Origin of the sequence: Thalassolituus oleivorans MIL-1 (assembly GCF_000355675.1) — a bacterium.
GTDB lineage: Bacteria > Pseudomonadota > Gammaproteobacteria > Pseudomonadales > Oceanobacteraceae > Thalassolituus > Thalassolituus oleivorans.
Genome location: NC_020888.1, coordinates 519,698 through 546,649 on the forward strand (window position 1 = coordinate 519,698; position 26,952 = coordinate 546,649).

The 26,952-nt window shown below is 49.4% G+C and carries 32 protein-coding genes; 30 read left to right on the top strand and 2 right to left on the bottom strand.

The window, feature by feature from the left end:
- Position 1: 1 nt before the first annotated feature.
- From TOL_RS02335 to TOL_RS02480, 30 genes are all read left to right on the top strand, one after another.
- Entirely contained in the window at positions 2–568 is a 567-nt protein-coding gene (locus TOL_RS02335; RefSeq protein ID WP_015485660.1) for a DUF3486 family protein, read from the top strand.
- Positions 568–2,100: a terminase large subunit domain-containing protein gene (locus TOL_RS02340; protein WP_015485661.1), complete on the top strand. Its 1,533-nt coding sequence runs from the start codon at positions 568–570 to the stop codon at positions 2,098–2,100. Before TOL_RS02335 ends, TOL_RS02340 begins: the two co-directional genes overlap by 1 nt.
- A gap of 9 nt (positions 2,101–2,109) precedes the next feature.
- A complete protein-coding gene (locus TOL_RS02345; protein WP_015485662.1) occupies positions 2,110–3,762 on the top strand; it encodes a DUF935 domain-containing protein in 1,653 nt (550 codons plus the stop codon).
- Positions 3,762–3,953 carry a hypothetical protein gene (locus TOL_RS02350; protein WP_015485663.1) on the top strand — a complete coding sequence of 64 codons (192 nt, stop codon included), beginning with the start codon at positions 3,762–3,764 and terminating at the stop codon, positions 3,951–3,953. Before TOL_RS02345 ends, TOL_RS02350 begins: the two co-directional genes overlap by 1 nt.
- Positions 3,953–5,497 carry a phage minor head protein gene (locus TOL_RS18640; protein ID WP_015485664.1) on the top strand — a complete coding sequence of 515 codons (1,545 nt, stop codon included), beginning with the start codon at positions 3,953–3,955 and terminating at the stop codon, positions 5,495–5,497. Before TOL_RS02350 ends, TOL_RS18640 begins: the two co-directional genes overlap by 1 nt.
- Positions 5,494–5,676 (top strand): hypothetical protein, encoded by a 183-nt coding sequence (locus TOL_RS02360; RefSeq protein WP_015485665.1) that lies wholly within the window; start codon positions 5,494–5,496, stop codon positions 5,674–5,676. Before TOL_RS18640 ends, TOL_RS02360 begins: the two co-directional genes overlap by 4 nt.
- Positions 5,677–5,925: 249 nt before the next feature.
- Positions 5,926–6,852: a hypothetical protein gene (locus tag TOL_RS02365; protein WP_015485667.1), complete on the top strand. Its 927-nt coding sequence runs from the start codon at positions 5,926–5,928 to the stop codon at positions 6,850–6,852.
- Positions 6,849–7,457, top strand: a complete 609-nt coding sequence (locus TOL_RS02370; protein WP_015485668.1) for a hypothetical protein — start codon at positions 6,849–6,851, stop codon at positions 7,455–7,457. The genes TOL_RS02365 and TOL_RS02370 overlap by 4 nt, the downstream gene beginning before the upstream one ends.
- A gap of 53 nt (positions 7,458–7,510) precedes the next feature.
- A complete protein-coding gene (locus TOL_RS02375) occupies positions 7,511–8,002 on the top strand; it encodes a hypothetical protein (RefSeq protein ID WP_015485669.1) in 492 nt (163 codons plus the stop codon).
- Positions 8,003–8,112: 110 nt separating this feature from the next.
- A complete protein-coding gene (locus tag TOL_RS02380; protein ID WP_015485670.1) occupies positions 8,113–9,135 on the top strand; it encodes a phage protease in 1,023 nt (340 codons plus the stop codon).
- A gap of 57 nt (positions 9,136–9,192) precedes the next feature.
- A complete protein-coding gene (locus TOL_RS02385; RefSeq protein WP_015485671.1) occupies positions 9,193–9,594 on the top strand; it encodes a hypothetical protein in 402 nt (133 codons plus the stop codon).
- Between the two features lie 40 nt (positions 9,595–9,634).
- Positions 9,635–10,528 (top strand): Mu-like prophage major head subunit gpT family protein, encoded by an 894-nt coding sequence (locus tag TOL_RS02390; protein WP_015485672.1) that lies wholly within the window; start codon positions 9,635–9,637, stop codon positions 10,526–10,528.
- Positions 10,529–10,614: 86 nt separating this feature from the next.
- Positions 10,615–11,031 carry an HI1506-related protein gene (locus TOL_RS18895; RefSeq protein WP_015485673.1) on the top strand — a complete coding sequence of 139 codons (417 nt, stop codon included), beginning with the start codon at positions 10,615–10,617 and terminating at the stop codon, positions 11,029–11,031.
- Positions 11,031–11,447 (top strand): gp436 family protein, encoded by a 417-nt coding sequence (locus tag TOL_RS02400; RefSeq protein WP_015485674.1) that lies wholly within the window; start codon positions 11,031–11,033, stop codon positions 11,445–11,447. Before TOL_RS18895 ends, TOL_RS02400 begins: the two co-directional genes overlap by 1 nt.
- Positions 11,448–11,480: 33 nt before the next feature.
- The gene (locus tag TOL_RS02405) at positions 11,481–11,960 is read left to right on the top strand and encodes a phage virion morphogenesis protein (protein ID WP_015485675.1); all 480 of its coding nucleotides are present in this window, start codon (positions 11,481–11,483) and stop codon (positions 11,958–11,960) included.
- Positions 11,957–12,502, top strand: coding sequence for a hypothetical protein (locus TOL_RS02410; protein ID WP_015485676.1), 546 nt, complete (start codon positions 11,957–11,959; stop codon positions 12,500–12,502). The genes TOL_RS02405 and TOL_RS02410 overlap by 4 nt, the downstream gene beginning before the upstream one ends.
- Positions 12,499–12,696 (top strand): DUF2635 domain-containing protein, encoded by a 198-nt coding sequence (locus TOL_RS02415; protein WP_015485677.1) that lies wholly within the window; start codon positions 12,499–12,501, stop codon positions 12,694–12,696. The genes TOL_RS02410 and TOL_RS02415 overlap by 4 nt, the downstream gene beginning before the upstream one ends.
- Positions 12,696–14,147, top strand: a complete 1,452-nt coding sequence (locus TOL_RS02420; protein ID WP_015485678.1) for a phage tail sheath subtilisin-like domain-containing protein — start codon at positions 12,696–12,698, stop codon at positions 14,145–14,147. The genes TOL_RS02415 and TOL_RS02420 overlap by 1 nt, the downstream gene beginning before the upstream one ends.
- A 10-nt stretch (positions 14,148–14,157) precedes the next feature.
- Complete coding sequence (locus tag TOL_RS02425; protein ID WP_015485679.1) at positions 14,158–14,517, top strand: phage tail tube protein; 360 nt, start codon at positions 14,158–14,160, stop codon at positions 14,515–14,517.
- Position 14,518: 1 nt separating this feature from the next.
- Positions 14,519–14,941, top strand: coding sequence for a phage tail assembly protein (locus TOL_RS02430; protein WP_015485680.1), 423 nt, complete (start codon positions 14,519–14,521; stop codon positions 14,939–14,941).
- A 128-nt stretch (positions 14,942–15,069) separates the two neighbouring features.
- Positions 15,070–16,869 carry a phage tail tape measure protein gene (locus tag TOL_RS02435; protein ID WP_015485681.1) on the top strand — a complete coding sequence of 600 codons (1,800 nt, stop codon included), beginning with the start codon at positions 15,070–15,072 and terminating at the stop codon, positions 16,867–16,869.
- Complete coding sequence (locus tag TOL_RS02440) at positions 16,869–18,083, top strand: DNA circularization protein (RefSeq protein WP_015485682.1); 1,215 nt, start codon at positions 16,869–16,871, stop codon at positions 18,081–18,083. The genes TOL_RS02435 and TOL_RS02440 overlap by 1 nt, the downstream gene beginning before the upstream one ends.
- Entirely contained in the window at positions 18,080–19,144 is a 1,065-nt protein-coding gene (locus TOL_RS02445; protein WP_015485683.1) for a phage baseplate assembly protein, read from the top strand. Before TOL_RS02440 ends, TOL_RS02445 begins: the two co-directional genes overlap by 4 nt.
- Positions 19,141–19,785 (top strand): phage baseplate assembly protein V, encoded by a 645-nt coding sequence (locus TOL_RS02450; RefSeq protein ID WP_015485684.1) that lies wholly within the window; start codon positions 19,141–19,143, stop codon positions 19,783–19,785. Before TOL_RS02445 ends, TOL_RS02450 begins: the two co-directional genes overlap by 4 nt.
- Positions 19,782–20,219, top strand: a complete 438-nt coding sequence (locus tag TOL_RS02455) for a phage GP46 family protein (RefSeq protein ID WP_015485685.1) — start codon at positions 19,782–19,784, stop codon at positions 20,217–20,219. Before TOL_RS02450 ends, TOL_RS02455 begins: the two co-directional genes overlap by 4 nt.
- The gene (locus TOL_RS02460; protein ID WP_015485686.1) at positions 20,209–21,258 is read left to right on the top strand and encodes a baseplate J/gp47 family protein; all 1,050 of its coding nucleotides are present in this window, start codon (positions 20,209–20,211) and stop codon (positions 21,256–21,258) included. Before TOL_RS02455 ends, TOL_RS02460 begins: the two co-directional genes overlap by 11 nt.
- Positions 21,259–21,270: 12 nt before the next feature.
- A complete protein-coding gene (locus TOL_RS02465) occupies positions 21,271–22,095 on the top strand; it encodes a phage tail fiber repeat family protein (protein WP_015485687.1) in 825 nt (274 codons plus the stop codon).
- Positions 22,095–22,718, top strand: coding sequence for a putative phage tail protein (locus TOL_RS02470; RefSeq protein WP_015485688.1), 624 nt, complete (start codon positions 22,095–22,097; stop codon positions 22,716–22,718). The genes TOL_RS02465 and TOL_RS02470 overlap by 1 nt, the downstream gene beginning before the upstream one ends.
- Positions 22,719–22,726: 8 nt before the next feature.
- Entirely contained in the window at positions 22,727–23,575 is an 849-nt protein-coding gene (locus tag TOL_RS02475) for a hypothetical protein (protein ID WP_015485689.1), read from the top strand.
- 600 nt (positions 23,576–24,175) lie between these two features.
- Positions 24,176–24,928 carry a class II aldolase/adducin family protein gene (locus TOL_RS02480; RefSeq protein WP_015485690.1) on the top strand — a complete coding sequence of 251 codons (753 nt, stop codon included), beginning with the start codon at positions 24,176–24,178 and terminating at the stop codon, positions 24,926–24,928.
- A gap of 5 nt (positions 24,929–24,933) precedes the next feature.
- On the opposite strand, the gene TOL_RS02485 is transcribed toward TOL_RS02480, so the two are convergent.
- A complete protein-coding gene (locus TOL_RS02485) occupies positions 24,934–26,433 on the bottom strand; it encodes a methyl-accepting chemotaxis protein (protein WP_015485691.1) in 1,500 nt (499 codons plus the stop codon).
- Entirely contained in the window at positions 26,408–26,884 is a 477-nt protein-coding gene (locus tag TOL_RS02490) for a PAS domain-containing protein (protein WP_015485692.1), read from the bottom strand. Before TOL_RS02490 ends, TOL_RS02485 begins: the two co-directional genes overlap by 26 nt.
- Positions 26,885–26,952 lie beyond the last annotated feature (68 nt).

Consider the following 26,952-nt stretch of genomic DNA (forward strand, 5'->3'; position numbering starts at 1 on the left):
TATGACTAAAACCACTCGTGGTCGTGGATCAAAAATAGAGCAGCTACCCGACGCGGTTAAATCGCTGTTAAACGCCATGTTGCGCGATCAGCAATACACACAGCAAGACATACTCGACGAAGTTAATACACAGCTCGAAGCCATAGGCGCAGACGAAGACAAGATCAGCCGCAGCGGATTAAATCGCTACGCAACACGCATGGCGGCCATCGGCAAAAAGATGCAAGAAACCAACTCCATCGCTAACGCGTGGGTGTCCAAATTGGGCGAAGCCCCAACAGGTGATATCGGCAAATTGCTCATCCAAATGACCCAAACAATGGCGTTTGAATTAGCAGCAACCGCCAGCGAAGACGATGAACCGGCATCACTTGGCTTGCTAAAAGACCTCGCCTTAACCGTCCAACGCCTAGAAAAAACCCGCATGGACAGCATCAAAAATGAAAAAGAAATTCGCAAAGCCTTTGCCGAGCAAGCCGCCAACAAAGCAGAAGAAGTTGCCAAAGGTGCAGGCTTAAGCCGCGAAGCCATCCGCACCATCAAAAACGAAATACTGGGGATCGCGTAATGCAGCTGCCTGAGCTTATTCCCTACAACTCAAACGAGCTGCTACTCGGCTATCAAAAACGCTGGGTGGCTGATGAATCGCCGTTAAAAATTGCAGAGAAATCACGACGCACAGGTTTAACCTGGGCCGAAGCCGCCGACGCCACCTTAACCGCGAGCGCCGCTAAATCCGCAGGCGGTACCAACCATTTTTACGTTGGCTCTAACAAAGAAATGGCCCGCGAATTTATCGACGCCGTGGCCATGTGGGCAAAAGCATTCGACAAAGTCGCGACCGAAATCAGCGAAGAAGTATTCACAGACGAAGACAAAGACATCCTAACTTTTGTCGTCTACTTCGACAGCGGCTATAAAGTGCAGGCGCTGTCGTCCAACCCATCCAACCTGCGTGGTATGCAAGGCAATGTCACCATCGATGAGGCCGCGTTCCATGAGCGCCTAGCCGAAGTATTAAAAGCTGCACTCGCACTCACCATGTGGGGCGCTAAAGTGCGTTTAATCAGCACGCACAACGGCGACGAAAGCATCTTTAACGAGCTAATAAACGACAGCCGTGCAGGTAAAAAACGCTACAGCGTGCATCGCATCACACTAGACGACGCCTGCCGCGAAGGCTTATACCAGCGCATTTGCGAACGCACCGGCAAGCAGTGGAGTATCGAAGCAGAAGAAGACTGGAAAGCTGGCCTGCTCAAAGACACCGCCACCGAAGAAGACGCCCTAGAAGAATACTATTGCGTGCCCAAGTCAGGCGGCGGCGCGTACCTGCCGCGCATCCTAATCGAAGCGCGCATGCGCCCAGAATATACCGTCGTGCAATATCGTGGCACGACCGAGTTTAACCAATGGCCAGAGCACATCCGCGAAGCGGAAATGAACGACTGGTGCGAGCAAAACCTACTGCCGTTATTAGTGGTATTAGATCCAAAGCTGCATCACTGCGTGGGCGAAGACTTTGGCCGCTCATCCGACATGACCGTCATTTCACCCATGCAGGTGGGGCAAGATCTCATACGCCGTGTGCCGTTTTTATGCGAGCTGCACAACGTACCGTTTAAACAGCAAGAGCAAGTTTTTAACTACATCGCCGACCGGCTGCCACGTCTTTATGCCGGAGCGTTAGACGGTCGCGGTAACGGCCAATACATGGCCGAGCAAGCAGGATATCGCTACGGCCAAGGCCGCATGGAATCGGTCATGCTTTCCCAGGGCTTTTATTTAGAGCACATGCCCAAGTTCAAAGCTGCGTTTGAAGACGACAAAATCCACATCCCACAGCATGCCGACATCCTGTCCGATCTGCGTGCCTTGCAAGTGATAAAGGGCATCCCCAAGCTGCCCGACACCAAAACCGACAGCAAAAAACAACGCCACGGCGACTCGGCCATCGCGCTCTTTCTTGCTTACTACGCCTCACTCATGGAAGTCGAAGAGTTCGCCTACCACAGCGCCGCCAAACACCAGAACCGCAACGACGACCAACGTCACCGATCCATTCGCACAACAGGCGGCTTTCGTCGCGGCTGTTTGTAGGAGTAAAACATGGCAGACAGCACAATTTTAGATCACAACGGCCAGCCGTTTAAAAAGTCAGACCTCAGCAAAGAAGTGGCCCACGCATCGCTTACCGGCGTGCGCAGCGTGTGGAACTGGGGCAGCGAAGCCGAATACATAACGCCCGAACGACTGGGCGCAATCTTGCGCGCCGCAAACGAAGGCGACGCAATCGCATACCTAACCCTTGCCGAAGAGATGGAAGAGCGCGACCCGCACTATGGCTCAGTGCTCGGCACTCGCAAGCGTGCTGTGTCGGGCTTGCCCGTCAGTGTCGAATCATTCAGCGACGCCGCCGCCGACGTAAAACTAGCAGACGCCGTCCGCGATCTTATCCGTCGCCCAGAATTCGGCGACATGACCGACGACTGCCTAGACGCGATCGCAAAAGGCTATTCAGTCGTCGAAATGAACTGGGATACCAAGCGCACGCCCTGGACACCCCGCGATCGCAACGAGTTAGTAGACGGCGAATGGCATGAGGTAGAAGGCTACGTCTGGAGAGATCCGCGCTTCTTTATGTACGACCGTGTACAAGGCCGTCAGCTGCGGTTAATAGATGAAGAAGACACCTACAACGGCAAAGCGCTGCCACCGCATCGTTTTATTATTCACCGCCCGCGCTTAAAGTCAGGCTTGCCGATCCGTGGTGGTCTAGCGCGTTTAGCAGCCGTAGCCTACATGTGCAAGGCATACACAATCACAGATTGGATGTCATTTGCAGAAGTCTTTGGCATGCCGCTGCGCGTTGGCAAGTACGGCACCGGCGCAACCACCGAAGACATCAACACCCTTATTAATGCCGTGGCCAACATAGGCACCGATGCCGCCGCCGTCATCCCCGAATCCATGCGCATCGAGTTCGAAGCCGCAGGCAACAGCACTGGCGGTGCCGATCTCTTCAAAAACCTAGCCGAGTATTTAGACAAACAAATCTCAAAAGCTGTGCTCGGCCAAACCGCATCAGCAGACGGCACACCAGGCGCGTTAGGCAACTCAGACTCGCAAGACGAAGTTCGCCAGGATATTTTAGAGTCCGACGCACGCCAGCTCAGCAACACACTCAACAAATACCTGGTACGCTCATTCATCGATCTTAACTTCGGACCGCAAGAAAACTACCCGCGCATCATGATCACGGCAGAAGACCAAGAAGACACCAGCGCACTCGTCGACAACGTCGTGAAGCTGCTCCCATTCGGTTTTACAGTCGAAACATCCGTCATGCGCGATCGCCTTGGCGTGCCAGATCCCGCAGCCGGTGCCGAAGTGCTAGCCGTTGCCACTGCTCCAACAGCACCAGAGCAACCACAGCCAAACCAAACCGCACTCAACCAGCAACAGTCGTGTGGCTGCCATGCTTGCACCCAAGCGCTGCACACCGCGCACAATCGCGAGCTGCCAAGCGTGTTGGATGATCTCGAAGACGAAGGGCTAGAAGGCTGGCAACAACAAATGAACCCGCTTTTAAACCCCATTAAAGAACTGTTAGACAGCGTCTCAACACCCGAAGAATTTGCAGACGGCTTAGAAGATCTTCTCGAAGATATGGCCGACACCAAGCTCGTTAAAAACCTAGCGCGGCTAATGTTCCTGGCACGCGGTCTAGGCGAAGGCGAAACCGACGGAGAGCAAAGCTAATGTATATGAACGAAGCCGCAATATTAATTGCACTAGCAACTAAAGAAGATTTTCGCCTACCTGTCATGTACAGCCAAGGCAGCTTTCTGATATCAAGCAAAGGACCGACAGGAATACGTAAAGCCCAGCGTTTAGCTAAGCGGCAGCGCAACCAGCGTATTAATAAATTACGTCATAAGTCACACCGCTAATGCCCGACTACCGTTTCCCCGCCAACCCGCCCGAAGCCGTCCTAGCGTGGTTTCGCGCCAAAGGTTTAAAGCCATCATTCGACTACCGCGAAGTCTGGGCAGAAGAACACGCCCAAGCCTTTACCGTCGCCAAAGCCATGCGCATGGATGTGCTCACAACCATCCGCGAGGCGCTAGACCAAGCCCTAGCGGAGGGCAAAACCCTAGAACAGTTTCGCAAAGAGCTAACCCCCACATTGCAAAAACTCGGTTGGTGGGGCCGTGCTGATGTAGTCGACCCAACGACAGGCGAAGTTATCAATGCTCAACTTGGCAGCCCGCGTCGCCTTAAAAAGATCTACGCAACGAACATGAAAGTGGCCCGCGCCGCAGGCCAGTGGGAGCGCATAGAGCGCCGCAAAAAAACACACCCGTACCTAGTTTATGAACTAGGCCCATCAGAAAACCACCGCGCCCAGCACGTCGCATGGGCTGGCATCATCCTGCGCGCCGACGATCCGTTCTGGCAAACGCATTACCCGCCTAACGGCTGGGGCTGCAAATGCCGCGTGCGCCAAATCAACCAACGCGAATACGACAAGCTCGTCGATACCGGCAAATACACAACAACCGCGCCGCGCATTACCAAAAAAGAATGGATCAACGACCGCACCGGTGAAGCACTGCAAGTGCCCATTGGCATCGACCCCGGCTGGGACTACAACCCCGGCATGCACCGCGCTAAAGCGCTGGCGGATAATGCAGACCGATCAGCAGCCGAATTAAAAAAAGCAGCCCAAAAGCCAGCGCCAAAAGCATCGCCAACATTGCCGCCCGACTCAGTGCTTAGCACCGCAAAAAACGTAACACAGGCAGGCATTGATCAAGTGCTAAGTGAGCTGCCAAACTCACAAGTGCAAGTGGCCAAGGTTGCAGAGTTTTTAAACCGTCGCCCAATCAAAACATTAATGATCAAGCAAACAGAAATGGGCACCGGCAAAACCGCCTATGCTCTTAAAGATAAGGTGGGTAAATTTTTAGGGTTAGACAATGCGTGGGGTGCGTACAATACGCGCAAGGTCAGTCAAGTTAACGGCTTTACTTATCAGCAAGGCGAGCACGTTGTTGTTAAGGTTAAAGCGACAGATAACTTGCTAAAGACAGATATAGATGCTATGAAAAAGAGTGTATCTTTAGCAATTGAAACAGAGCGAACTGCTGCATCAGTTTCCGAGCCATTACTTAAACGTTGGACTATCACCGAGACTTACGAAAAAACAGCCGCAGCAAAAAGCCCTGGGCAAGTCATAACATGGCTGCACGAGCTAGGGCATCAGGTACATTTTTGGGCGGGCACGCCAAGAGTGCCAGGCGCGTTAAAAGACACATACTTAACACGTTACGCAAACACGAATAACCACGAGTGGCACGCTGAGCACTTTACCGCTTGGGTGATAGACCGCGATGCACTCGCAGGCTGGAATTTAGAAGTGGCCGAATACTTCGACCGCATGGTCGATAACGCCATAGGCTGGCAATACAATAAAGGCAAACGTAACCCATGAGCGAAGCACTAGACAAAGCCATGCAAATCATCAGCACAGATCCGCTGCCCCAAGATGCCGAGCAACAGCTCGAAGCATTGCAAGAGCAAGCAGACAAAAGCGAACAGCGCTACTTTGCAGACATCTGGTCTGCGTATGAAAACCTGTCAGAGCCAAAGCCGCTACCCATCCCCGAATAAGCCCCGCAGCCAGAAAGCCTGTATAGCCGCCTACTGATTGAAAACTGACGAGGTGCGGCATTGGTATGGGTCTGTGATGCCAAGGCGAGTGGTGGAAGTTTTAAACATGGTTTAAACGCCATCACGTGAGGTTTGTAAGCTCATGGCGACTAATTTAGTCATTTATGTCCTTTGGGCCATTGTCTATACCTTTCTCATATGTATAAATCGTCTTATATACTGACGATACAAACAGAAGGGAATCGAACGATGCTTGATCCATATGAAAGATGGGTTCTATTTCACGCCTTACGAATAAACACCAGGCCGGAACACGCACCAATATTTATCCTAAATGATGTCATTCACAATCTGCTAGGCGTCGTGAATGAAGGCGAAGCAATCAAGATGATGAATAAGGAGACGGCATCGCTTCGCATCGCTGAAATGTATGTACGTGAAAATCATGTAGAAATGCTCATTCAATATGCCGACACGAACGCAACAGATCCATCTTTTATCAATATGGAAACCTACGAGTTACGTAAAGTTAATAGACTTAAAGGTGAAGGTATCGCTGTTTCCGGACACGTAGTTATCAAGCGAGAACCGGAAGAAGATGGGTCGTATCAATTGCTTATCGAACAGGTCCCAGGATTGGGGCGATCCAATATTGGGCCATTCTTTCGGTTTATGATTAAAGCCGTATCAAAAGATCTATTTCAGTTTGCAGATGAGACGGCAAATAATTCCTTGAAAAATTATGAACCAATGGCCTCATTAGAAGACGAACCATCTGTTGATTTCTCTAAGGAAATCGAAGAAGGAATTATTGATGGTATTGAGCTAGTGCAAAGTATTCCTAAAGGGCACGGTGAGTTCGACGAAGATAATTTTTTCGTCGAAAAGGTTAGAACTGTAAAAATATCCGTTACTAAAAAGAAAGTTGCCGAATCTTGGTGGGGGACAATAAACGACCTAAAAGAAAAGGCTAAAAGAAAAGGCTATACTGACTTTAAAATTCGATATAGAAAAAAAGAAGGGAAAAGTCGCACGGTTGTAATGGGAACCACTGTGGATGATATAGCTTCCAGTGCAGTTACAAAGACTGAACTAATAAAGTCGAACTATCCTTTAGAGCAATGTACCGACACTATAGATGAAGTTTTTATGGGCGAAATGTTAAAGTTATTATGAATATTCCAGGAGTAAGGCAGTTATTTACGCCTCTCAACTATATTCGTATACGTCGCGGCACTGTGAAAATGTGGTACGACTGGTATATGCCTACAGCTATTTCTGGAATGGTTGTGATGATTCTAATTTCTACTGACTGGTCAATAAATACTTTTGGCTCTAATGGTCTCATTGAGCAAGTCGTAGAGTTGTTGAAAATGCTAATCGGATTTTACATAGCATCATTAGCCGCTGTATCCACATTCCCTTCGGCTGTTTTAAATCAGGGCTTGGCTGGCGAAAGTGCCACTTTAAAGAGTAAAAGACGAGGAAAAGAAATAGTCATTCCTTTATCGCGCAGAAGATTTTTGAGTTATTTGTTTGGCTATTTGGCATTTATGAGTTTAGTTTTGTTTATATCAGGAATGGCTATAAACTTACTGACTCCACTAGCCAAAGTACATATAAGTAGCAGTATTATCCCTTGGGTTAAAGGAGTGGTTGCGTTTATATATCTGTTCTGGGTGTCTAATATACTGGTGTCGACATTATTAGGCCTGCACTATCTGACCGATCGTATACACCGACCAGTAGATGGTAATGTTATAAAGAATGATGATAAATAACCTATTCTAGAAAAATCCACCCATTCAAAATCAGCCAAGTAAGGATACCCATAATGCAATCACGGAACAGTTGCAAAAGAACCCAACTTCTCATTCTCGCTTCTACTATCGGCATTGGCTTATGGAGTCATCCAACGCACCAAGCAATGGCAGGAGAACCCACACAACAAGCGTTGCCCACAATAAACATGGCAGAAGACTTAACCAGCGGCCAAAAGGTCATGATTGAGAACGTAGCCGATGTGCTTTGGATGCAGTGCCCAGCAATCAAAAGCTACGCGTCAGATGTGCAAGCTATTAATGCTAAGCAGTTAGATGCCTATCCTTACCAATCGGATATTGGCTGGGTACAGCAAACAGAAATTGAAGTTGTCATCAGCGGCAACCCAAAGCAGATCCCGCCTGAATTTTATGCGTCGGGCCAACATTGCTACTATTCAGTTGGCTTGGACTTTAACAATCCTGGCATATTCACCACCAAAGCAGCATGCAAAAAACTATGCGGACTCACTAAATCAGATCCCGATTTCATCCCACTAAAATAACCAGCGCTTGCCTTTTTCTGGCTGCTCTATAAGCTAAATATAAGCCTCATTTAGAGCACCGGAACACGTTCCCCCGTCACACGCCCCCGCAGTCATAGCACTATGGCTGCATGAAAAAACAAATCCCGCTTTTACATATCGCGCTCAACGCAGAGCAATCAAACCTGTCTTTAGAGACAGCGCTTTGTTTTGAATTGCCTGAAGACGGCACCATCCCGGAATGGGTGCCACTTATCCCCGTGGGCGAAGTGCTTGGCCGTGACGGTCGCAAATGGCAAAACAAAAATCCAACCGCCGTTATTGGTTACACCGTTGCTAGCAATCGCGAGCAACCTCTCGACTACGAACACAGCACCGAGCTAAAAGCCCCTAAGGGCGAAGAAGCCCCAGCTGCTGGTTGGTTCAAAGAATACCGTGTCTCGAATGGTCATATCGAAGGCCGTTTGGTGCTAAACCCACGCGGCTTGGCCTCGGTTCAAAATCGCGAATACCGCTATCTATCCCCGGTATTCCGCTACGACGCCAATGGCAACATCTACGACATCCGCAGTGTCGCCCTAACGAATCGCCACAACCTTTTAACACCAGCCCTTAATCGCGAACTAAACCAACCTTTGGAGGCATCCACTATGGATCTCGCACAATTTCTTGCCGCATTAGCGACCGCTCTAAATTCTGAAATCAGCACGCCAGAGCAAGCTCTGACCGCTATTCAAAAGCAAAACACTGACCTGCAAACCGCTCGCAATGCCGAAGCGCAGCCAGACCTCAGTAAATTTGTGCCGGTAGAAACCCACGAAGTTGTATTGCAACGCGCCATGAACGCCGAGCAAAAGCTAACAGACAATCTGCAAACCGCACTAAATGCCGAGATCGATACCGCCATCGAAGACGCCGTCGCCCAGGGAAAAATCGCCCCAGCGAATAAAGAATTTTATCGAACGGCATGCAATGCCGAAGGTGGCCTAGATAAATTCCGCGAGTTCGCCAAGTCGGCCCCTGTGGTTGCAGCACCGTCCGATCTGGATGGCAAAACCCCCGGCGAACACAAAACCGCACTAAACGCAGAAGCGCAAAAGATCGCCGACGCCTTTGGCAACACCGCAGAAGACTTAAAAACATACGGCGCTTAATCGAGAATTATCCGCCGTTTAATAAAGCATTAAATAACCGCTAAACAGGAGGCCAGCATGGCACTCACAGCAGATCGCAACACGCCATACCGCAACGGAGACACCATCTCTGCTCCTGTGGCGGCATCGACAACTATTTACGCAGGCGCATTAGTCTGTGCCGATGCCAGCGGCAACGCAGTGCCAGGCGCAACCGCAACCACGCTCACGTATTTGGGCCGCGCAAGCGAGCACGTCGACAACAGCGCAGGCAGCGCCGGTGACGTATCCATCGCTATCGATCACGGCAAAGCCTTTTTGTTCAAAAACTCTGGTGCCGATGCCGTCACTCAAGCGAGTTTGGGCAAGGTTTGCTACATCGTCGACGACGAAACCGTAGCAGCAACAGATGGCACTAGCACCCGTTCAGCGGCGGGCAAAGTGATTGAAGTCAGCTCAGAAGGCGTGTGGGTGCTGTAAGCCCACCGCCATTAATCAAATTTAGCAACGGAGAAATATCATGCTAATCAACATAGCGAACCTTGGTCAGATATTTACCAATATCAAGGCAACATTCAGTAAGGCTTACGAAGCGACGCCGTCCTTGTGGGACAAGATCGCAATGAAAGTGACCTCAACAACCAGTGTTGAAGATTACGCCTGGTTAAATAACTTTCCTAAAATGCGCGAATGGATTGGCGAGAAATTCGTTAAGTCGCTGGAAAGCAATAAGTACAGCTTAAAAAACAAGCCGTACGAAGCGACCATCGAGGTCGGCAAACACGCAATTGCCGACGACCAAATCGGGTTTATTGGGCCGCAGGCACAAGGTGCGGGTTACTCTGCCAAGCAATGGCCAGATGAATTGGTATTTGATGCTGTGAATAAAGGCACATCGACGATCTGTCACGACGGCCAGTATTTCTTCGATACAGACCACCCAGTGGGCGATACCTCTGTCAGCAATAAATATAACTTAGCGCTAAGTATCGCTACCCAAGCCGCTGCAATTGCATCCTACGGCGCAGTGCGCACAGCCATGAAAAGCCAGCGCGACGAAGAAGGCCGCCCGCTTAACGTCAATCCAAATGTCTTGCTGGTATCAACTAATTTGGACGATACCGCCAACGCACTAATGACCGTCGACCGCTTAGAAGATGGCAAGCCAAACTTGTACAAAGGCACAGCCGAGGTTGTTGTCGCTCCTTGGTTGGATGACGATACCTGGTATCTGCTCGACACCTCCAAACCTGTTAAGCCATTTGTATTCCAAGAGCGCGAAAAGCCAGTCATGGTCAGCCAAACCGACATTAAGTCTGATGCAGTATTCCGTACCGGCATGTTCCTCTTTGGTGCCGAAGCTCGCGGCGCGGCAGGTTACGGATTCTGGCAGCTGGCCTTTAAAGGCAAGTAACCAGAAGACCAACGAATCAGCGTCATAGGGTGCCGCTGAACGGCCAAGGAAGGCCACCTTTAAACAAATTGATAAATAGGTGATGTATGGCAACTCCTAAAAAAACAACGGCAGCGGAAGAAGCAAAAGCCAAGGCAGACGCAGAAGCTCAAGCCAAAGCAGCCGCAGACGCAGAAGCAAAAGCCAAGGCAGACGCAGAAGCTCAAGCCAAAGCAGCCGCAGACGCAGAAGCAAAAGCCAAGGCAGACGCAGAAGCAGAAGCCAAGGCAGACGCAGAAGCAGAAGCCAAGGCAGACGCAGAAGCAGAAGCAGCAGAGCAAGTAACGCCCGACTTCATCGAAGTAGCAACGGTCAAAGGCGTCCCGTCATTCCGTCGCGCTGGCTTCGCGTTTACGCAACAACCAACGCTCATCGCGATGGACGATCTCTCAGAAGATCAAATCGCAGCGCTAATGAGCGAGCCGCGTTTAGTTGTAACGCCAATTATGGAAGGCGCTGAGTAATGGCTTACGCCACGCAGCAAAACATGGCCGACCGCTACGGCGACGATCAACTATTGATCGTCGCCGATCGCGACAACGACAGCGTGGTAGATGCCGCCGTTATCGAGCAAGCGCTACTCGATGCCAGTGCAGAAATCGACACCTACGTTGCTGCCAAATACGCATTACCGCTGTCGACTGTGCCAACCGTGCTAACGCGTTTGTGTGTCGACATCAGCATGTATCGCCTTGCCGCTGATCGCGACATCGCAACCGAAGAGCGCCGCAAGCGCTATGAAGATGCAGTGTATTTGTTGCGCCGCATTGCAACCGGCGAAGTGTCTTTGGGTATTCAAACACCGCCACCAAGCTCTAACGGTGCGGTCGTAGTAACAAGCCAAGCGCGCCGTTTTGGGCGTGGCAAAAAGCTGCTTTAAACAGCGGTTAACTAACGTTTAAAACGAGTAATTATGAGCCTGCAACTAAACATCAATATGTCACAGATCAAACGCTTGGGTGCCCGCATCCAAGCGCTGGGCAATATTGATCACGGTGAATTACTCGAAGGCATTGCGGCAGAAGTCGAAACCCAAACCCGCCGCCGCATCAGCGAAGAGAAAACCGCCCCCGACGGCACCGCATGGCCAGAATGGTCAGAAGACTACGCAGCCACCCGCAATGGCGGTCAAAGTTTATTAGAAAGCAGCGGTGCATTAATCGACAGCATCGAATCCGTAGCCAGTGACGACAGCGTAGAAATCGGCTCCAATTTAATTTATGCCGCCATTCATAACTTGGGCGGTACCGAAGACATGGCCCCAGGGCCAGCCGGAATTCCTGCCCGCCAATATCTCGGATTTTCAGACGACAACTTAAGTGACCTGCAAAACGTCGTCGACGACTTTGTCGACGCCGCAATAGACGAACATTTAAAAGCAGGTGCGCTATGAGTATCGAAACCGTGCGCACCGCCATCGTCGACATGATCGATGCCGAGATCCCCGCATTAAAAACCTGCGAAGCTCACCCCGGCAGATTTGATCTTGTCGAAATTAAACGCGTAGCCGCCAACGCACCGGCTGTATTTGTAGCGGCATTAGCGACAGGTAAGCAAGAAAGCTCAAGTGGCGACGTACAAGCACCGGTCAGCTTTGCCGCATTTATCGTCACCAAAGATCAGCCCGGAAAATCGCGCGACAGCCTAGTGCTAGACATCGTCAATGCATTGCTCGTGCTCACCGACTCAAACGACTGGGATAGCACCGACGTCGTCGAAGATCCAATAAATATTCGTAGCCAAAACCTCTACTCCGCGAGCATCGATAAAAACGGCGTGGCGATGTGGGCGATCACCTGGCAGCAAAAAATCAAACTCGGATCTGCAACCGATGTGGCTGCACTGGATGACTTCCTACGCGCAAGCGGCACCGCAGAAAACGCAGATGGCGATACATTAATTGAAACAGCAGTCACATTGGAGGCCGCGCAATGAGCGACAAACTAAAAGTAAAACCCGCCGAAGGCGTTAACGTCCGCCGTATCGAAAACGGCAAACACATTGCCGCCGCAGGCGAAGAAGTCCCAAACAATTCGTTTTATCGCCGCCGCATTAAAGATGGCGATTTAATTGATATTAATGCCGGTAAGTCTGACACCAAAGTTGCTGCTAAAAAGGAGCTTAAATAATGCCTATTTCATTTGACGCTATCCCAGCGCTTCGCACACCTGGCACGTATATCGAATTTAATAATGAGTTAGCCGGTGCAACATCCACTGAATTTAAAGCCGTAATTTACGGTCAGCGCTTAACCACCGGCACAGTTGCCGAAGGTATACCGACTCGCGTGACCGATCCTGCGCAAGCGTCTAAATATTTCGGCCTTGGCTCAATGCTGCATAAAATGTGCAGCAAGTTTTTAACAGCCAACGCAACAACGCCGGTGTACGTAATTGCGTTAGATGACAATGCCGCTGGCACCGCTGCCGCTGGCACAATTACTGTCACCGCTGCACCAACAACCGCAGGCACATTATATGTGTACGTCGGTGGTGAATCTGTGTCGGTAGGTATCGCATCAGACGACGCAATTGCAGATGTCGCGACAAACATCGCCGCCGCAATTAACGCCGCAACGTATTTGCCAGTAACTGCCGCCGCCGCTGCCGGAGTCGTCACCGTCACCGCACGTCATAAAGGCGAAGTATTTAACGGCCTGCAATTGCACGCCTCTTACTACGACGAAGCCCAACCCGACGGCCTAGCAATTACGTTTGTTAATTTAACCGGCGGCGCAGGCAACCCGGACGTAACGACTGCCATCGATGCGATGGGTGACGTTTGGTACAACTGGATCGTCAACCCATACACAGACACTGCGAATTTATTAGCGCTTAAAACCGAGTTAGATAATCGCTACGGCCCGCTCGTGCAACAAGGTGCGCGTGCATTCGCAGCATACAGCGGCACCTTGTCTGCTACCGCAACATTTGGCGAAGGTCATAACAGCCCGCATTTATCTGTACTGGGCACCAACGGCGCAGTAACACCTATTTACGAATGCGCAGCAATTAACGGTGCAGTTGCTGCATTTAATTTAGCGATTGATCCAGCACGTCCGCTGCAAACATTAAAGCTGGTCGGTATGTTGCCGCCCAAGGCTGACCGTTGGATTCGCGCCGAACGCGACTCGTTATTGTATGACGGGATCGCAACGTACAAAGTCGATCCGGATGGTACGTGTCGTATTGAGCGTCAAATCACAACGTATCAGACCAATGCGTCAGGTTTACCTGATGCGTCGTACTTAGATATCAATACGCCAGAAACCCTAGAGCGTATACGCTACGAACAACGCGCAACCATCGCGCAAAACTACCCTCGCCATAAGTTAGCCGATGACGGCACAAATTACGGCGCAGGCCAAGCGATCGTAACGCCCAAGTTAGTTAAAGCCACATTAATTGCGCTTTATCGTGATTTTGAATCACGCGGCTGGGCCGAAGGGTTTGACATCTACGTTAACAATTTAATTGTTGAGCGCGACATCTCCGATCGCAATCGCATCAACTGGCGCGACACGCCAAATCTCGTTAATCAGGCCCGCGTGTTCGCGGGCAAAACACAGTTTATTTTATAAGGGGTAGATCATGGCTAAAGTCGCTAAAAAACTATTTTTTGATATCGATGGCATTGGGCGCATTAATGCTATGCCAGGTGCAACGTTCACCCTAGGCGGAAATAACCGCACGTCAGTAAATGCAGACACTGGCCCTGTGGGTTTCAGCGAGGAGCCTGTGGAGCCAAAAATCACCGGCATTCAAGTGCCAAACGATGGCACGGTAAGCATGGAGCAAATCGATGCACTCACTAACGTCAACGTCACTATTCAGGATGACAACGGCAAAACCTATATCCAAAGCGGCAGCTATACGCCTGCCCCATGCTCTCAAAGTAACGGCATGATCAGCTTTGACTTTACTGGTTTGCGCACAGATCCGGTGAGCTGATATGGGGGCAATTACAGGCACGTTAAAGCACGGTTTAAAAGTGGGCAATGAAGCACAAATCAATTTTGAGCTGCATACCCACTTAACCGCCGGGCAAATAATGGAGGCCAAGGAAGCCTCTGAAAAAGTCGTTATTACTAATATTAATGGCCGCATGACCCCGGTATGTGTCGAAAGCCCAGCGCGCTTAGGCGTACTAATGCTGTGCCAGCAAATTAAAAAAATTGGAGTTATTGCAGGGCCATTAGAACCATCCATGTTTGCGCTGCTGCACGAAGAAGATTTAGCCATATTAAATCTGTATGCAGACGTTGCCGCCGGAGCAGTCAGCGCAGCTGAGTTAAGCGACAAGCTCACCGCATTAGCGCACAGCGCGTCCCCCGAGGTGACGCAAAAGGGGCGAAGCGATAGCTCTAGCGAATGAGTTAGAGCAGTTAGAAAGTAAGTTACTCAAAAAAGGCATGAGCATTACCGACGTGCAAGCGCTACGAAACGAACCTTTAAGCCGCATTCAATCACGCTTTAAATAATCGCAAAAAATAGGCGCAAATAATGAACGAACTACGCACTAGTGTCGTCATCGACTTAGCAGGCAACTTAACCCAACGAGCGCAGCAATATGGCCGCTCGTTGTCGGGTTTTAGTCAGCGCGGTCAGCGTGACCTTGGCCGCATGAGTTTGGCTGCACAAAGCGCTGGTCGTAGTTTAGATAACTTAGCCGGTCGCACCGCTGCCGTGGTGGCTGGTGCCGGTGCGGCGTATGTCGGTGTTCGCCAGGTAGTGGACTCAGCCCAGTTAGATAAAAAATTAATTAATATTCGTCAAACCGCAGGCGCAACCGCAGAGCAAGCGGCAGACCTTCGTAAAGAATTATTTTTAATGGCGCAGCAAACAGGTCAGTCATTAGATTCGTTGTTAGGTGGTTTTAATAATTTAATTCAAGCGGGTCTTAGCTGGAACGAGGCATTAGCAACCACTCAAGCAATCAACCCTGCAATGGCCGTCACTGGGGCGCGGGCAGAAGTATTATCCAGTGCATTAACCGTGGCCGCCGAGGCGTTCGATTTTGATTTATCCAAAGCTGAGACATCGGTTGATATTCTGGATCGCATGACAAAAGCGGGCCGCTTAGGCAATGCCGAGTTAGAAGATCTGTCCGCAATTTTTGCGCGTGTCGGCGTTAACGCTAAGGCATCAGGATTGGAGTTTGATCAAACCCTCGGCTTAATCGAGCGATTGTCGCAAACAGAAAAGAATCCAGAGCGCTTAGCAACACTGGTCGATTCAACGCTGCGCATATTTACTAATCAAAAGTATTTAGACAAAGCAGCACAAGCAACCGGCGTTACGTTTTACAATGCCGAAGACGAACGCCGAGCCGCACTCGATGTACTGGATGACATCGCAGCGGGTTATCAAAAATTCAAAACCGATGCTCAGCGCGATCAAGGCCTAAGCTTGGCATTTGGCGAGGTGGATTTAGACACTATGCGTGGCCTGCGCGTATTACTAAGCGGCGACACGTTAAACCAAGCCCGCCAAATGAGCGCAGAAATAGCCAACGCCGGTGGCACGATTGGAAAGGATTTACCAGATGCAGTTGCTAACTCGGTAGACCAAGTGGCGCGTTTAAAATCTGCATTAAAGAAAGCAGCAGATGGTTTTTCAGAGCCGATTAACTCGACAATTGAAAATGCAATAAAGAATTTAATCGATAAAAAAGAAGATGGTGGATTAGATCTAACTGGCGGGGAATTATTAGCCGGAGGTGCCGCAGGACTTATAACAACCGCTCTACTTTTAAAGGGCGGTGGTAAGTTGCTTAGTAAAATTGGCGCAGGAGTTGGTGCGGGTGTCGCTACGGGTAAAGTACTAGAAGAAATGGCCGGTGTTCAGCCTGTGTATGTCGTTAATATGCCCGGCGGTTTTGGTGGTATGGGTGGACTCCCTGGCATTACCGATGCAGTTATAAAAAGTGGCAAAGGCGGATTATTACGCAGTGCCGCCACAATGGGCGCTACTCGTTTATTGCCATTAGCTGCCGCCGGTGGTGCTGGCTATTGGTTTGGCTCTAACGTTGTTGCGCCTCATGTACAAGGCACGGACGCAGGAAATGAAATCGGTAAAATAACCGCGCAAATGATGGCAGCACTTGGCAATAAAAACGCTAAACAATCACTAGAAAGTGATTCAACTTATGACCCAGCGTATAACAGTTCCAACAGCCGTAGTCGGCAACGAGCTCATTTAAAAATCGAAGTCTCTGACGACCGCATTCGCGTCAAATCCCCTAACGCCGAAAACATGGACATCGACGTCAGTGGCTCTAGCATGCTTACGGGTGGTGCATAATGTCTTGGCGTGACCGCTTACAAAAAGCCTCGTTCCGTGGCATCGAATTTCACGTAAGCCAAGCGACAGGTTCAGGCGGTCGCAATGTCGTTGTGCATGAATACCCATTGCAAGAAGACCATGACACAGAAGACTTAGGCAAAAAGTCGGGCCAGTTTTCTTTCCAGGCGTTTTTAATCGGTGATGACTACGACATCGCACGCGACAAACTAATAGATGCACTAGATCAACCAAACGTTGCAACGCTGGTGCATCCGTATCTTGGCTCACTCTCAATACGCGTTGTTGATTATTCGTGGTCAATCACCAGCCGCCAAGGTGGCTATTGCTCATTCAATATTAACTACGTTAAAGCTGGTCGTGGTGCGCCGGTATTTGCGGCAAATACTGCCGACGCAGTAGCCGCCGCCGCAACTCAGTGCCTGGCACAAACCACTGCCCAATTTGTTGATAATTTCAGCGTGACCGGTCAGCCAGAATTTGTGCGCAATGCGGCACTGGATCAGCTTAATAAAGCAACCGATGCAATCCGTAAAATCAACGGCAAAATAAATGCAGCAGTCGCCCAAGTCGAAGATATCTCGTCAGACATCGACGATCTCGGCAACGAGCTAGCAACCCTCATCCAAGCGCCAGCAACATTAATAAGTACGGTCGCTGGCGTGGTCAGCAGTTTTATCGGCATCGCAAGCGACATCAAAACCGCGTTTGGTGTGTACGATCAGTTGCTTGCTGGTTTTAAAATCACTAGCCCAATTTCCCGCACCGCCGCTAATGGAGTAGCAACAGAAAACCGCGCTGCAATGGCAGACAATCAAGAGTTAATCGCCACCGCACTAGGTGCTATTGCCGTGGTATCAATGGCCCAAGCCGTAGCCGCAGATGATGTGTCATTTACTAGCTACGAAGAAGCGATCGCAATTCGTGACGCACTACTTACAGAGCTAGACGATCAGTCAGCCGCCACGACATTAAGCTACGCCGAATACGCAGCAATCACAGAGCTACAAAACGCGCTCTATAAACGCATCGAACAGCTTGCACCTGGTCTAAGTAAAATCGAATACATCCAGCGCGGTGCGTCCCTTCCTGCGCTTGTGATTGCGCATCAAGTGTATGGCGATGCCACCAAAGCCGATGAGTTAGTCAGCCGCAACAGCATTGCCAATCCTTTGTTTATGCCCGCCGGTAAAGACATTGAGGTGCTGATATGAGCGAGTTAGTGCTGCGTGTCGATGGCCGCAATTACATTGGTTTTAAAGAAGTCGTGTTGCTGCGCAGCATCGAGCAAGGGCCACATCAATTCGAACTAAAAATCGCGCCCGATCTCAACACCAACGGCGGTGTATTTGAAGTAGAAGACGGCATGAGCTGCCAAGCCTATATAGATGACGACTTGGTACTGACTGGCGCAGTCGACGACATCAACGTCGATTACGATTCACAAACCCACGAGATCACAGTGATTGGCCGCAGTAAATGTGGCGACCTGGCAGACTGCTCAACCACAGGCCAGCAAATCAAAGCCGGTCAAACTCTATTAAGTGTTGCGCGCCAACTGTGCAAACCCTTTGGCATTAGCGTGATAGTAGACAGCAGCGCAACAGCAGCTGCCAACCAATCATTTACCGCAACAGACTTAACCTTAGATGCTGGCCAACTGATTTGGGAAGCGCTAGAAGAACTCGCCCGCATTCGTGCCGTATTGCTGATTTCAGATGCCGCAGGCAATTTAGTCATCACTCGCTCTGGCACTGGCACTGCCGACGTGCCGCTAGTGCTAGGCGCTAACATCAAAGCCGCAAGCGCACAACGCAGCCACCGTTCGCTGTTTTCTGAGTATACGGTCGCAGGCCAAGCGGCAAACTGGGCAACGCTCAGCGCAGAAGCAAACAGCCAAAGCAAAAGCACCATCACTGGCGACGCACGTCGGTATCGTCCGTCCGTCATCGTTACCGATCAGTCAGTCGACAGCGCGGCATGCCAAGCACGCGCAGAATGGCAGCGCCGTGTTAGCTACGGTCGCAGCCGCAGCATCAACTACACAATGCGCGGCTGGCGTCAGTCTGGCGATGAAGGCCGAATCTGGATGCCTAACGAACTCGTGCGCGTTACCGATAAGTTTAGCGGCTTAGATAATGCACAGCGTCTAATCACCGCCGTGGCTACCAATCTAACCACACGATCTGGCCGCACCAGCACGCTAACCGTCATGCCTAAAGCCGCGTTTGATCTGATCACACAGCCTGAGTCAACCAGCGGGGCTACGTTATGACCCGCAATCAGCTAATTCGCAGCATATCCGCATTTACGGCACCCATCGCCCGACGCATTAAAATGCTCGTGCAACGCAGCGTTTTAACCCGTGTTAAATACGAATCTAAAGTGCGTTTACTACAAGTGAAGGTGCCCGGCGGCCAAGAGCTAGCGGACATCGAACATCTAGAGCCGTTCGGTTTTACCAGTCACGCCCCTGCCGGTGCCGAGTGCCTGGTGCTTGCATTCGGCGGCAACGGCTCTCACTCAGTTGGTTTGCAAGTGGGTGATCGTAGATACCGCATGCTTATCGAAGAAGGCGACGTTGCTATTTACAACCAAAACGCTGACTACCTGCACTTAAAAAACGACGGCACAGCAACGTTAAAAAGCAGCACAAAAGTGATTGTCGAAAGTCCAGCCGTTGAGATGACCGGTACGCTAAAAGTCGCGGGCGCAACAACGCTAGAAAGCACATTAAATGTGGCTCTAGCGGCGACGCTTTCAACGAGCATGACGACGCCGAGTGCCACAATAACAGCAGGCACAATTACAACGGCAGTCATCACATCATTAACCGTCAACGGCATTGCGTTTGATACCCATGCACACAGCTACACCGACAACGGCAATCCGCTAGTGTCAGGAGGCCCACAATGAGCAACATATTAGCGATTATCTGGGACTCAAATAATCAGCGTTTAGACGTTGCACCACGCCAAAACACACAGCTCACAAAGCTAACCACGGCTATTGCGATCAGTCTATTTACAGACGCCAGCGTCAATACTGATGAGCTACCCGACGGCGAAAAAAATCGCGGCTACTGGGGCGACATGTACCTGCCATCCGGTCAGAGTCTGGGCAGCAAATTATGGCTACTAAATCGCTCAAAAATTACAACAGAAACAATCAACAAAGCCCGCGATTACATCACCGAAGCAACGCAATGGATGATCGATGGTAGTGATCTTTTAGCGATTGAAATTACCGTAGAGCGCCAAGCGCTAGATCGCCTCGCATACCAGCTCAATTGCCAGCTAAATAATGGCACTTGGCAGCAAATAATCATGGAGCAAACTTATGCCGTTTGAACGCCCATCACTAGCAACACTAAAGGCTCGCATTGCGGCTGATATTGAACGTAATAGCGGCGAATCTGCGACCGCTCGCGGTGACATTTATTACCCCATCGCACAAGCCCATGCGGGCGCATGTTATGGACTGCACACCCACTTAGATTACAACCGCGATCAGTTGTTTGACGACACGGCCGACAACGAAAATCTATTGCGTCGCGCAGCAGAAATGGGCATCTATCAAATTGCAGCAACACGCGCTGCGGGTACAGCAATAATTGCAGCAACAGACGGCACAGTGATACCGGCTGAAACGATTTTTACGAAAGACCAAATCGCCTACCGCGTTACCGAATCAGCGACCGCTGAAAGTGGCTCTGCAACGCTCAATTTAAGAGCCGTTGAACCGGGTATTAACGGCAATTTAACCGTCGGTAAAACACTCACTATTTCAGCAACAATCGCCGGTGCAGATACAACTGCCACAGTCGTAGAAATTAGCGGCGGCGCAGAATCAGAATCAATAAGTCGCGTGCGCGAACGCCTTGCGGATCGTCGACAAAACCCACCGATGGGCGGCAACGCAAACGACTACATCACATGGGCAAAAGAGGCACACGTCGATGTTACTCGTGCGTGGTCATACCCCAATGAAAACGGTCTAGGCACAGTCGTCGTGCGATTCGTTACAGACGACCTCGCAACACCAATTCCGTCGCCAGCACACATCACAGCAGTGCAAGATTATACCGACACAGTGCGCCCCGCAGGCATGGCCGGATTCAGCGTCGCGACCATAGTCGCGGCACCGCTCGACATCACATTTACAAGCCTAACGCCAGACACATCCGACGTGCGTTTAGCCGTCGAAGCCGAGCTAGACGATCTCATCAAACGCGAAGCCACTCCAGGCGGCATATTACTGATATCGGCAATTAACGAGGCGATATCAGCAGCCGCAGGTGAGACAGATCATGCGATTGATTTAGTTGCAGATATTACAAGTAACCAAAATCAGTTGATTGTGCTCGGCACGATCACTTGGCCAGTATAAGAGGTTTCAGCAATGGATTATCCACTCTCAGACAGCAATGCGCGGTTGGTCGATGGCAAGTTCACAGACGGCGATCCAGTCAACGCCGTGCCACCGTCTAAAAACTCGGCTGTATACCAAAACGCCATCCACGATGAATTATTAAACGTTATCAGTGGCGGCGGTTTAATACCCGATGAAGCTCAGTTAAATCAGGTTCTTTTAGCGATACAAAGCATCGCAACAACAATCACGGCGAATGCGATCAGCGACTTAGTCGGCGGCGCACCTGGTGCGCTAGATACACTGAACGAGTTAGCCGCAGCGCTGGCGGATGATGCCGATTACGCCGCGACAATAACTGCTGCGTTGGCGACTAAATCTGTGATTGGGCATGGTCATGCAATCGCAGATGTGTCCGGCTTGCAAACAGCATTAGATGGTAAGTCTAATGCTGGGCATGGTCATTCGATAACAGACATTGCAGATTTAAATACAGCGCTCTCAAGAAATCATCAAAAAGGCGAAGGACGATACATCGGGGGTGGTGATCACTACGTTGATATATATTACAAAGCGGGCAACAGCGGTCAGCGGCGCTTTAGTTGTCGTGTCACGTATGTTTCTACCGGAATATATCGTTTCTATTTCACAGAATATTTGGCGAACTTAACAACGCCCGCGATTGCTGCTACTAATTTTTCAGTACAAATTACGCTATGCCCCGGTTCTTTTACGGATCAGTTTATTCCGTACTTTACTACTGTAGGGACTGATTATTTAGAGCTACAGATAAGAACAGAAAATGACAGTCTCAATGATTGTGAGTTTTATTTCTCTGCGGGTTGGATTATCTAATGAATGCGCTGATGAGTTATCAAAAATCACTGCTCGCATTGCTGCCGCAGGGTTCTGCATGGCTTCGCGACGACGATGGAAAAATCGCATTACTCATGCGTGGGCTGGCAGAAGAATTTGCGCGCATCGATACTCGCGCTCAGCAGCTTATAGATGAGTCGCTACCGAGTGGCGTGATCGAATTGTTAGAGCGCTGGGAAGCAGATTACGGCCTGCCTGATAGTTGCTCATCGGTTGTACAAACATTCGATCAGCGCATATCCGCGCTGGAACAAAAATACAAACTTTACGGCAGCCAAAGCCGTGCTTTCTTAGTGTCACTTGTCGACGCATACGGGCTAATAGCAAACATATCAGAGTACAAAGAAGCGGTGTTTGGTGGCGATTTTGGTGGCTACTTCTGGGGCACAGACTGGGCGTTTGTTGTTCAGTTTGATATCGAAATCCCCGATACGATCACAGATATCGACTCAACAAAATCGATATTGGAATGCTCTATAGCTCGCATTCTGCACGCTCATAAGTACCCGATATTTGTATACGGCGGCGCTCCTGATGGCGCACTTTCATACAACGGCGCTTATCTCACGTACAACGGCGCTTATCTGACTTACAACCCATAGGACTCGTTATGTCTGAATACAAACTTGAAGATGCGGAAACAGTGACATTGGCTGACGCTACTAAAATCATCGGGCTAGATGCGAACGGCGTGCCGTGCTGGATCGATCCATCGAGCTTAGCTCAAGGTGGCTTTAAAGCGTGGCTCGACACCCATTCCGATATCGTCAACTACTGGTGGCCCGATAAAAGCGATGTAGGGTATCTTGCTAAGTCGGGACGGAGGTGCACCGACTTCAACTCAACAGACACTCCGATACTCGTAGAAAAAGAAGGCGTCAGAGTCTATGCAGCGTTAAACACAACAAACGAGAACTTGATTTTTCAGAGCCTTCAAACTGATCAAATATCAGTTGAGCGATCTGAAATCGGAATTTTTTATATTGATCCAGCTATTTCTCCAGCTACAGATGATCGGTCAGAGTTAATGTACTGTGCTAGTAACGGCAACTTCCAAGGAATGTTTATTCTGCACACAAATGACCAATACTCAAAATGGACGATTGGATCGTATTGTTATCCGTATAATTCAGTACCTGTCTCTGCACAATTTGGTACAGATGATTTATTAGGCGGATGGGTGATGGTGCATGCTAAAACAACGATGGACCGCGTCAATACAACTGTAAGAATTGAAATCACAGTTAGTAACGCGACGCAGAGTGGGCTAAGGTATGGTAGTGGAGAAAATACTAACGTGACAGCATTTAGAATTACGCCCACTACAATCGGCGTAGCATCAACATATGCGGGTAGCGCTATACTCCCAGCATTCTATGCTAAAAGCCGCGTCCCCCTTACAGAGGTGGAGGCAGATGACATCTTTAATAGGTTTAAAGCTGGGTATGGCATCGCGTAGGGCTGAGGTTCGGTATATACGCCGTCTCATCGTATGCGTCTAGGTGTCTCAAGCGAACCGGCGCGCTACACGAAGAGCGCGTATTTTGCCATCCTCCCGAGCGCGCCACTTAGGCCCTTCAAGAAGTTATAAAACTCCCAAACTAATATTATGTTCCTCGAAGCTGATTTGCTCGGGCGGACGAGAACCTCCGTTAGGTTCGACTCGTAGCTGTGCGCTTTTTGCACAAGCGAAGAGCGCGTATTTTGCCATCCTCCCGTGCGCGCCACTTAGTCGGCCTTAGAACTAGAATTCCCAGAATATATCGTGACTACTCGCTTCGCTCCTTGAGTCACTCCTACTTTCGCTCCTTGAGTCACTCCTACTTTCGCACCTTGGTCACTCCTACCTTCGCTCCTTGAGTCACTGCTACCTTTGCTCCTTGAGTTTTCCCGATTTTGTAGGAGTGACTCAACGAACGTTTTTTGTTCGTAGTCACGACAGATATGTGGAATTATCCTGGTACTTCTTGGCTTCTCATTTTTTCCTGCAATTCGTTGCAGAAAAATAAATCGACTCAGGCTAAGGTTATGGTTTGCAATAACAATAATTGGAGTTCACATGGCTTCCGTCCGCGATCAAGTGTCGTCTGCAGAATGGGAAACTCGCGTCAATTTAGCCGCAGCCTACAATCTTGTGGCTATGTATGGCTGGGATGATTTAATTTTTACTCATATCTCTGCGCGCGTGCCTGGCCCTGAGGCCCATTTTTTAATTAATCCTTATGGGATGATGTTTGATGAAGTCAGTGCGTCGAGTTTGGTTAAAGTCGATTTGCTCGGTAACAAAGCGATGTCGTCTGATTACGATATCAATCCTGCGGGATTTATTATTCATAGTGCTGTTCATGAAGCGCGCAGCGACGCGCATTGTGTTATGCACCTCCACACGAAAGAAGGCGTTGCTGTATCGGCTCAAGCACAGGGTCTGTTGCCTATTTCGCAGCAGTCATTATTTCCGCTGTCAGGGCTAAGCTATCACGCCTATGAGGGCGTTGCGTTAAATCCAGAAGAAAAGGTACGGCTAGTTGCTGATCTCGGCACTACCGACTTTATGATTTTGCGCAATCACGGACTGCTAACCTGTGCCGAAAATATAGCGGATGCATTTTTGAATATGTTTATTTTGCAACGAGCTTGCGAAGTACAGTTACTGGCTCAGTCTGGCGGTGCAGAATTAATTCCCATCTCTCAACCTATAGTGGACGGTATTAAACAAGCCGCTAAGCAAGTAACGCGTAATGCGGGAGGGAAGCTGGCCTGGCCAGGATTGCTACGCAAGCTTGAGCGAATAGGGGCTCCGTACGCTAATTGATGTTCTTAAAACAGCTCTATATCGGTTTCCGAATCGCCGGAAGCCGTTTCAAATCTCAGTTTTTCTTCCGTCAGTTTATCAACCAGTTCTATTAATTGGTTGCTGTATGATTCCATACGTGTAAAACCAGACTGAATCTCAGTATGAATCGATATTTTTCGGCGCCAATTTTCTTCGCCCACTTGTTTGAGAATTTCATGCATGGATTTATGAACAGCTTCATGCATTGGGGCGATCGCGTTATAAGTAGGCAGATGCGAAAAGTATTTATGTCCTATTCCTGTGTCGTACCATTTACCGAATCGGCAGTGATGATGATCTACCTCAACCGCATTCCATGCGGCGGAACCTTTACCACTCTCCATTGCTTGATAGCCATTTTGAATGTAAATCATGTGATCTACTTTTATTAATGAAGCATAACTTACGATGAGTGAATAATTAACTTTTTCGTATGTTTTTTGCGCAATGCTCGCTAGTTTATTGAATGAAGATGAAAATTTCTCATTCGCGATTAATGCTAGATCGGTCATCTCAACAACATCGCTTGCTTGCTGCTCCATGCGACTGCTGACTAGTTTGAAATCATTTACCATACCATTAATGTCCGCCGTGGCATTTCTCGTACTTTCAGCCAGAGAACGAACTTCATCGGCAACGACGGAGAAACCTCGCCCGGCCTCTCCTGCGCGAGCAGCTTCAATAGCGGCATTTAATGCCAATAAATTTGTTTTTCCTGCAATATCATCAATTAATAACAGGATTTTACTTATTTTTTCTGTTTGTTTATTAAGCTGAGATGTCGTTTGCTGTATTTCTTTTACATGGTTAGCTTGCTGTTGGAGGCTCGATGTAACAGTCGTAATTTCCACTAGGGCATCGGTGGATAATTGCACGCCTTCTTTGGCAATATTTTCTACATGTCCCATTTCTCCAGCAACTTTATTTAAGTCCTGTTGATTTCTGTCGAGATTTTTTAAAAGACTATTGGTTTTTACGCTGCCGATATTTTGATCCAGTGCCTGTCTGTGTTGCAGTAAATATGCTTCTTCCATGGAGTAAAAAGCTTGATTTATCTGCCGTAGCGAATCACCAAAAGCACCATGCATACCTTTATCCAATGGGCGACGATAATATCGATTCTCGGAAGCTTCTTTAAAGCAAATTTCAACTTCACGAATGTAGGTTTCTACCTGATCTAGAAAGTTGTTAATACTACTCGATATCCCTGACATTCTGGATTTACCCATGCCAACGTCAATGCGACGAGTTAGCTTTCCTTGCTCGGCTAGGGCAAGGATATGTTTAATGTCCTTTGCAGTTATTGAGGACTGCAGGTGTGATCGGTAGGACAGAAGTCCCAGCATTGATAGTGTTGCAATGGATACGATTGCAGGCCAGAGTACGCCACTGATGATGGCATAAGTAATGTAGCCGATGAAGGAGATCGTCATGGCAATCAGTAATCTAGCGAGTGGATTAAAAAGCAAGGATAAATTCGGCATAGCTCTGATACTCCCGACTAATTTCTCGCCAGAGTAGTGCACTGGCGTGAGGGATTTGTTGATCTTCTGGTAGGCTTAATTCGAGTTTGCGCATTTTTTCATATAGAGGAATCACCAACTCTAAGGCGTTTGGATTTGGTGCTCGTCGAGCCGATAAATAACCGACGACCTCACCGTCTTCATATACAGGTGCAATACTGGCGAATGCCCAGTAGTAGCTACCATCTTTCGCCATATTTCTTAGATACCCAAGAAACTCCTGCTCTTGCTTCAGATGCTCCCACATAAGGCTGAAGACGGCCCGAGGCATGCAAGGATGGCGAATGATATTTTGAGGTTTGCCTAGCAGTTCTTGATAGGTGTAGCCAGCAATTCGACAGAAGCAATCGTTAACATAGGTAATCCGGCTTGCCGTATCGGTTTTAGACACAATCAGATCACTTGCTTCCAAGCAATACTCCTTATCTATAGGTGTGATCTGGTTTGGGCGGTACATGTGCTGGTCTCATGCGAAGTTGT